The 6,910-nt window shown below is 36.6% G+C and carries 4 protein-coding genes and 1 tRNA gene; 4 read left to right on the forward strand and 1 reads right to left on the reverse strand.

Going from position 1 to position 6,910, the window contains the following annotated elements:
- Positions 1-841, forward strand: an 841-nt coding sequence (locus tag K9M74_05645; GenBank protein ID MCF7799357.1) for an ATP phosphoribosyltransferase regulatory subunit, incomplete at its 5' end; no start/stop codon positions are given.
- A gap of 20 nt (positions 842-861) precedes the next feature.
- Here K9M74_05645 and K9M74_05650 read toward each other — a convergent pair.
- On the reverse strand, positions 862-1,842 hold the full coding sequence (locus K9M74_05650) for an MBL fold metallo-hydrolase (GenBank protein MCF7799358.1): 981 nt from the start codon (positions 1,840-1,842) through the stop codon (positions 862-864).
- Positions 1,843-2,087: 245 nt separating this feature from the next.
- On the opposite strand from K9M74_05650, the gene ileS reads away from it, so the two are divergent.
- The 3 genes from ileS (at position 2,088) to K9M74_05665 (ending at position 5,863) form a co-directional block, all read left to right on the forward strand.
- Positions 2,088-5,198, forward strand: coding sequence for an isoleucine--tRNA ligase (ileS, locus tag K9M74_05655; protein MCF7799359.1), 3,111 nt, complete (start codon positions 2,088-2,090; stop codon positions 5,196-5,198).
- Positions 5,199-5,313: 115 nt separating this feature from the next.
- Positions 5,314-5,688: a CoA-binding protein gene (locus K9M74_05660; GenBank protein ID MCF7799360.1), complete on the forward strand. Its 375-nt coding sequence runs from the start codon at positions 5,314-5,316 to the stop codon at positions 5,686-5,688.
- 88 nt (positions 5,689-5,776) lie between these two features.
- A tRNA-Leu gene (locus K9M74_05665) sits at positions 5,777-5,863 on the forward strand.
- Positions 5,864-6,910 lie beyond the last annotated feature (1,047 nt).

Here is a 6,910-nt window from a genome sequence, read left to right on the forward strand (position 1 = left end):
GGTGGGCGTGAATAATAGAAAATTCTTACTGAGTCTTTTTGTAGCACAAGGCATTCCTGAAGACAAACTCGAAAGCGCTATGATGAGCATTGACAAACTTGACAAACAAAGTGTAGATGACATTGTCAAAGAAACAAACGAGAAAGGCATACCTGAAGATGCAATTAGAAAACTACTTGACTTACTACGCTACCAAGGAAGCAACGAAGAAAAACTTAACTTCTTTGCAAGCCAACTCTTTGTTGATGACCCTGGAATAGTAGAACTTCGCGAATTACTTTCTTATTTTGCAAACGATACTAGAGTGCAATTCGTTCCAACCCTCGCGCGAGGACTGGGGTATTACACCGGAACAGTTCTAGAAGTGTATTCGCAAGATAAACCAGAAATAGGTTCTGTAGGTGGAGGTGGACGATACGATGATCTTATCGAAGGCTACCTGGAATCTGCTGGGCAGAGTACTGGTGACAGAAGTTTTCCTGCAATTGGTATTAGCTTTGGTCTAGACAGAATTGTAGATGTTCTCAAACAACTAGGACAAGCAGAGATGAAAAAAACAAATGTGCAACTTTTCATCGCGCCAATTAGCACGCAACAAGAAAGTTATGCAATAGCCCAAGAATTTAGGAAAGCAGGCATAGCAGTTGATATGGACTTGATGAAGCGAGGACCATCAAAGAATTTTGCTTACGCAGATGCATACAACATACCATTTGTAGCAGTGATTGGTGAGAATGAAATCAATGAAGGCGTTATCACACTTAAAGATATGAGTACTGGCAATGAAGAAAAAATAAGTGTAGCAGATGCCATTGCTAAACTTCAAGCATATCAAGCATAATTACTTCTTAGTATTATTAATCAGAAATAAATAACTTCGCCAACGCCAGGTGTGAGGAATTTACCTTTGTTTTTTATTTTAGAAAATTTCTTTTTTGCGCGAGTAAGCGCGTCAAGACTATCATCATCACTTAGCGTGAAGGTTGCGTAGTGCGTTGGGATAAATATTTTTGCTTTGAGTTCATGAAACGCTTGCACTGATTGTTCAGGTTTCATATGATTAGGTAGCATCATTGCAGCAGGTTCATACGCACCAAGAGGCATGAGGGCGATATCAATTTTTGGAAACTTTTTTTGAATGTCTTTGAAGTGATTCGCGTACGCAGTATCTGCAGCAAAGAAAATAGTTTTTGTTTTTGTCTGGAAGAGAAATGAGCCCCATGCACTTTTGTTAATATCAAACAAGCCACGATTCGCCCAATGCTTGGTGGGTAAGAAAAAAACTTTTAGACCAGTTGTTTTGTACTCTTGCCACCAACCAGCCTCTTCTGTTTTGAATTGCGTATTCCACTTCCTAATGTATTTACTCACGCCTAATGGAAGCAACGCCTTTGCTCCTTTACTTGCACTGAGTTGTTTGATAGTTTCTTTATCAAGATGATCGCGATGAATATGAGAAACACAAAGATAATCAATATCAATTAAGTCTTTAGCGTTACAAGGTTTTTCTATTTTTCTTTTCAAATAAAAAAAGCTGTTTAAATTAGGGTCTGTTAACACGCGCTTACCATAAAGAGTGATAATAAAAGAACAATGACCAAGCCAGACAATGGAATCTTTGTTTTTAGGAGGAAGATCTTCTAGCTGTAAGACAGGAATTGTTTCTTTTTGTTTTCGAAGTAATCGTTCTTTACGAGAGCGAGTCAGACTATTCCAAAACGCTTTAAATAAAGAGAACTTAAACTCATTTTCATACTCATTAACATATTTATTTTTTTTAATGGTGTTGCCTGGATAATTCTTTTTTATCGTTGTCAGCTGGGGATTATTTTTTGCCTTCACACCTGCTGAGCACACTTTGGAGTTTATAAAGGTTATTTTGTTGGTTTCTTTGCTGTGCTGCGCAGTATTTTCACGCCGTTGGCTGGTGAAGTCGACTTATAGCTCGCAGTAATTTTACTTCAGGTAAAATGCTCGCTACTACTTTGTCTGCAAGGCAGCACTCTCTTGAAGGGTTTTTAAGAGTAACATATTTAAAGCAAAGGTCTTTTTTCAAGTCTACTTATAGCAGGTATCGGTGGCTTTGAATGGATAAGAAATACGACTTTCTAGCAATAGAAAAAGAAATACTCTCGCTATGGCGAGCACATAAAGCAGACATAGATGCAGCAATACAAGATGCAAACCCTGATAACAAAGAAAGATACACCTTTTTAGAAGGACCACCAACAGCAAACGCCCCGCCAGCACTTCATCACGTTGAGGCAAGAGTCTTTAAAGACCTCTTCACTCGATACAAAACACTCCAAGGCTACAAAGTCTCTCGAAAAGGAGGATGGGATTGCCACGGACTGCCTGTTGAAGTACAAGTAGAAAAAAAACTCAAACTCGATTCAAAAAAAGACGTTGTGAAATACGGCATTGATAAGTTTATTGCAGAATGCAAACAAGATGTGTTCTCATTTATTAAACCGTGGTCGGATATGACTGAAAAACTCGCCTTCTGGGTTGACTTGGATAATCCTTACGTCACACTGCACACGCCTTATATGGAAAGCGAATGGTGGGCGCTGAAACAAATTTATGAAAAAGAATTATTGTACAAAGGACATAAAGTCGTACCTTATTGCTCGCGATGCGGCACACCACTTTCCTCACATGAAGTTGCACAAGGCTATAAAGATGTAGATGACACCACCGTCGTTGCCACTTTTGTTGCACAAGACCAAGCATTTTTTGTAAAGAAAAATTTAACAGTTCCTAACAAACCAGTAACGTTTCTTGCATGGACAACAACACCTTGGACATTACCAAGTAACTTAGCACTAGCTGTTCATCCACAAGTTAATTATGCATTTGTTGAAAGCGATACAGCAATTTATGTTCTCGCAGAAGATTTAGTTACAAAATATTTTCCTGAAAACCAGAAAGTAATTGGCAGTATGCTAGGAAAAGAATTGCAAGATAAAACTTACGAACCATTATTCCCTTATTTTGCAGATGACGCGCCAAACTCATTTCGCGTAATCACTGCAGACTATGTTACTACGGAAGATGGAACGGGAATAGTTCATCAAGCACCTGCATTCGGTGAAGATGATAATCTCGTTTGCAAAGCACACGGCATTGACTTTGTTAATCCCGTCACTGAACACGGTACCTTTACTGAAGAAGTTATAGACTTTGCAGGACAATTTGTAAAAGATGCAGATCCCGCAATCATTGAACATTTAGAAAAAATCGGAAAACTATTTACAACAGAAAAATATGTACACTCTTATCCTTTTTGTTGGCGATGCAATACGCCACTTATTTACTATGCTATGGATGCATGGTTTATCAAAGTATCAGAACCACATCTTAAGAAGCGTTTACTCGAACTTAATGATATGATTAATTGGTATCCGGCAACTATTAAAACAGGACGGTTTGGCAACTGGCTAGAACATGCTCGAGACTGGGCACTTTCTCGAAATAAATTCTGGGGAACACCATTACCTATTTGGATCTGCGAAAATGAGAACTGCAAACACGAAGAAATTATCGGAAGCATTGCAGAACTACACGAAAAAACAGGAACACTCGTTGATGATTTACATTTAGGAACAGTAAATCCACTTACTTATGCGTGTGAACACTGTGGAAAAACAATGAGGCGAACACCTGAAGTTATTGATACTTGGTTTGATAGTGGTAGCGCACCATTTGCACAATTTCATTATCCATTTGAAAATAAAGATCTTTTTGAAGAATCATTCCCTTATGATTTTATTTCTGAAGGAATAGATCAAACAAGAGGATGGTTTTACACACTCCATGTTATTAACGGAATTTTATTTGATAGGCCTGCGTACAAAAACGTAGCAGTTGCAGGTTTACTTTCCGATGATAATGGCGAGAAAATGAGTAAGAGTAAAGGAAATATTATTGTTCCTGCAGAAATATTTGCAAAAGAAGGTGTTGATGGTGTGCGCTTAGCAATGGCATCTTATCCTTTAGGAAATGCAATACGTTTTGGAGAATCAGTTTTTAAGGAACAACTTAAACCATTCTTTACTATTTTTTGGAATACTTATTATTATATTAATGATTATATTACTCGAACAGGACTGACAGGAATAGAAACGCATGATGGTCGAACACTTGAAGATGAGTGGCTTATATCAAAAACGAGTTCTCTTATTATTGAAGTTGAAGAGCGATTAGAAAAACACGAATACAATCACGCAATAAACGTAATTATTGATTTTGTTAGTAATACATTATCTAGAACATATATTAAATTAGTACGTGACCGAACTGCTGAGAAAGATGAATCGCTAGCTTATGTTATGCGACATGCATTAGAAACAGCAACTACGCTACTTTCGCCATTTGCACCTTACTTAACAGAACATATTTATCAAAACTTTTTCGCACATAAACCAAGTTGGAGTATTCATTTTTCATCATGGCCAAAGGCAGGTTATCAAAATAAACAACTCGAAAAAGAATTTGAACTAGCACAACAATTTATTGCTGGCATTTTGGCAGCTCGAGAAAAAGCTCAGCGAGGAGTTCGATGGCCTGTTAAAGAAGTAAAAATATTAACGCAAGAAAAAGTAAGTCTGCAAGAAAGTATTTTTGATTTGGTCTTAACACAAACAAACGTTAAACAAATAGACTTTGTAACAGATTTTCCTGTAATGTATAAATTTGAAATAGATTTTAGAAAACTAGGCGAAGTATTTGGAACGGAAACTGGTGATGTTATACCTTTAGTTAAAGAGCATTTGGATATGATTACCACTACTTTAAATCAAAGTGAAACAGTTGTTGTAGGCAAGTGGACTTTAGAGCGAGATTATTTTAAAGTAGAAAAAATAATTCCCAAACCTTATATTATGGCTCCTTTTAATTCTGGAGAAGTATATTTAGATACAACGATGACTCTTGAACTTGAAGCTGAAGGATTTGCACGAGAAATTACTAGGCGAGTACAAGACCTTCGAAAAACCGCAGGTTTACAAAAAAATGATGCAATAGTTCTTAGCATCCAAACAGAAGATTTAGCAGATGTCGTAAAAATACATCACGAAAGCATTGGTACAAAAGTTGGTGCTGAAAAGTTTGATCTAAATACTGGTAAAGTATACGAACATATTTGTGAAGAGCAAGTTAAAGGAAAAACATTTACTCTCTCTCTTCAGAAAATATAATTCTTCTTTTGCTGCTTAACAGCAAATTGTTTGATTAACTTGTTGCACAATTATTATTAACTTTGTTTATACGATAACAAAATATTTTTAAACTGTACATTTTTGTTTTTCTTGTATGACAACAACCATGATTGATAAAACTTACACGTATGCAGTTATAGGCGCGTCAAATAACGAAGAAAAATTTGGCTATAAAGTTGCTTACTACCTACAACATAATGGGTATACTATGGTGCCAGTACATCCTAAAGAAGAAATAATTCTAGATACGCTTGTTTACAAAACACTTGAAGATGTAAGAACAGAAGTTGATGTTGTTATTTTTGTTGTGCCGCCGAATGTAACCGAACAAGTTTTAGAAACGGTGTATGCTGAAGGAATTACTAAGGTGTGGTTTCAACCAGGAAGCGAAAGCGATTTAGCAATACAATTTTGTAAATTAAATAATATTGCATATGTTGCTGGCGCTTGTATTATGACGTCGCAATAATTGTCCGTACTTAGTTTCCTTATTCTTTGGTAAAACTTTATAAATAGATTATTGCTTCTGAGAGCTACGACCGAGTACTTTTTTTAACGCGGGGATGCCGGAGTGGTCAAACGGGCTGCGTTTAGGCCGCAGTGGCTTAGTGCCTACGAGAGTTCGAATCTCTTTCCCCGCACCATATTTCTCTCCACGTTCAAAATATGTCGCGTCTTCAGAGTTTCGAACGCGCGAAAAAATGCAAAGCATTTTTGGCGCCCCTTCGCCGCGCTTGAGGAATTTCTTTTCCTGCACCTTTTTTTTAGTGTACTATTTTTCTGTGTTCTGTTGTCTGGTTGCTGGGAAGACTAGAAAATATTTTTTTATTTTCGCTGTTTTCCCCGCAGATTTTCTCGAAGAAATCTGGTAAAGAACAGGTATGTTTTGCGCTTGCACGCTTAAGCATATCTGAACGATTCTTTTTTCATGACTTGCACATTTTAGCTTGTTATGTATTCTTGATTTTTTTATTTACTTAGTACTCTACTTGTTAGTAATCATCGACGATTGGTGTTTTATTAGCATAAGCATATAGTATGAGGTGCAATGCACGGATTAGTGAGCATATTGTCTGATTGTTTGCTTATTGATGAGCTATTTTTGATAATTTTTTGCAAAAAGTGCAAAAAAATGCGTGTAAAAATCCTCTTGAAGAGTAGTTTGAGGGGATAATGAACTACTTTTGACCCCTTAGTAGGTGCGATAAAAACTAGCTAATCAACCTTCGTTGTGTTCTTTCACGCTTTTTTTCGTTTATCTTCGACTTTAAAACGTCTTTTTTCCTTATTATTCTTTATTTTAAGCTATTTTTACTCTTCTTTTGTTCTGACGGTCGTTATTCTGTTTTTAACAAGATTTATATAATAAATCGTCAAAAAGTGTTGTACCTAATAAATAACAACTGGTCAAAAAACTAGTTTAGACAGTCGACAGCCTCTGTACTATAAAGACCCTTATTTCATCATATCTCGTAGCAGAAAACTTTATAAATGAAAATGTCGCATCAAACGTAAATGTCTAGCATTCAGTGCAGATGTTAGCATCTAAAGGCTCAAGAAGAATCAGGCTGAGCGCAACCTGACTCTGATGCAAACTTTAGATGTTGATAAGTCATGAGGTGTGTTTTGGACATTAAACAAAAAATAAAAAAAAACGATCCTGTGTATTTACACACGGAGGTGTTGTAAGT

The sequence above is a fragment of the Candidatus Woesearchaeota archaeon genome (assembly GCA_021734105.1).
Taxonomy (GTDB): Archaea; Nanobdellota; Nanobdellia; order Woesearchaeales; family SKGA01; genus SKGA01.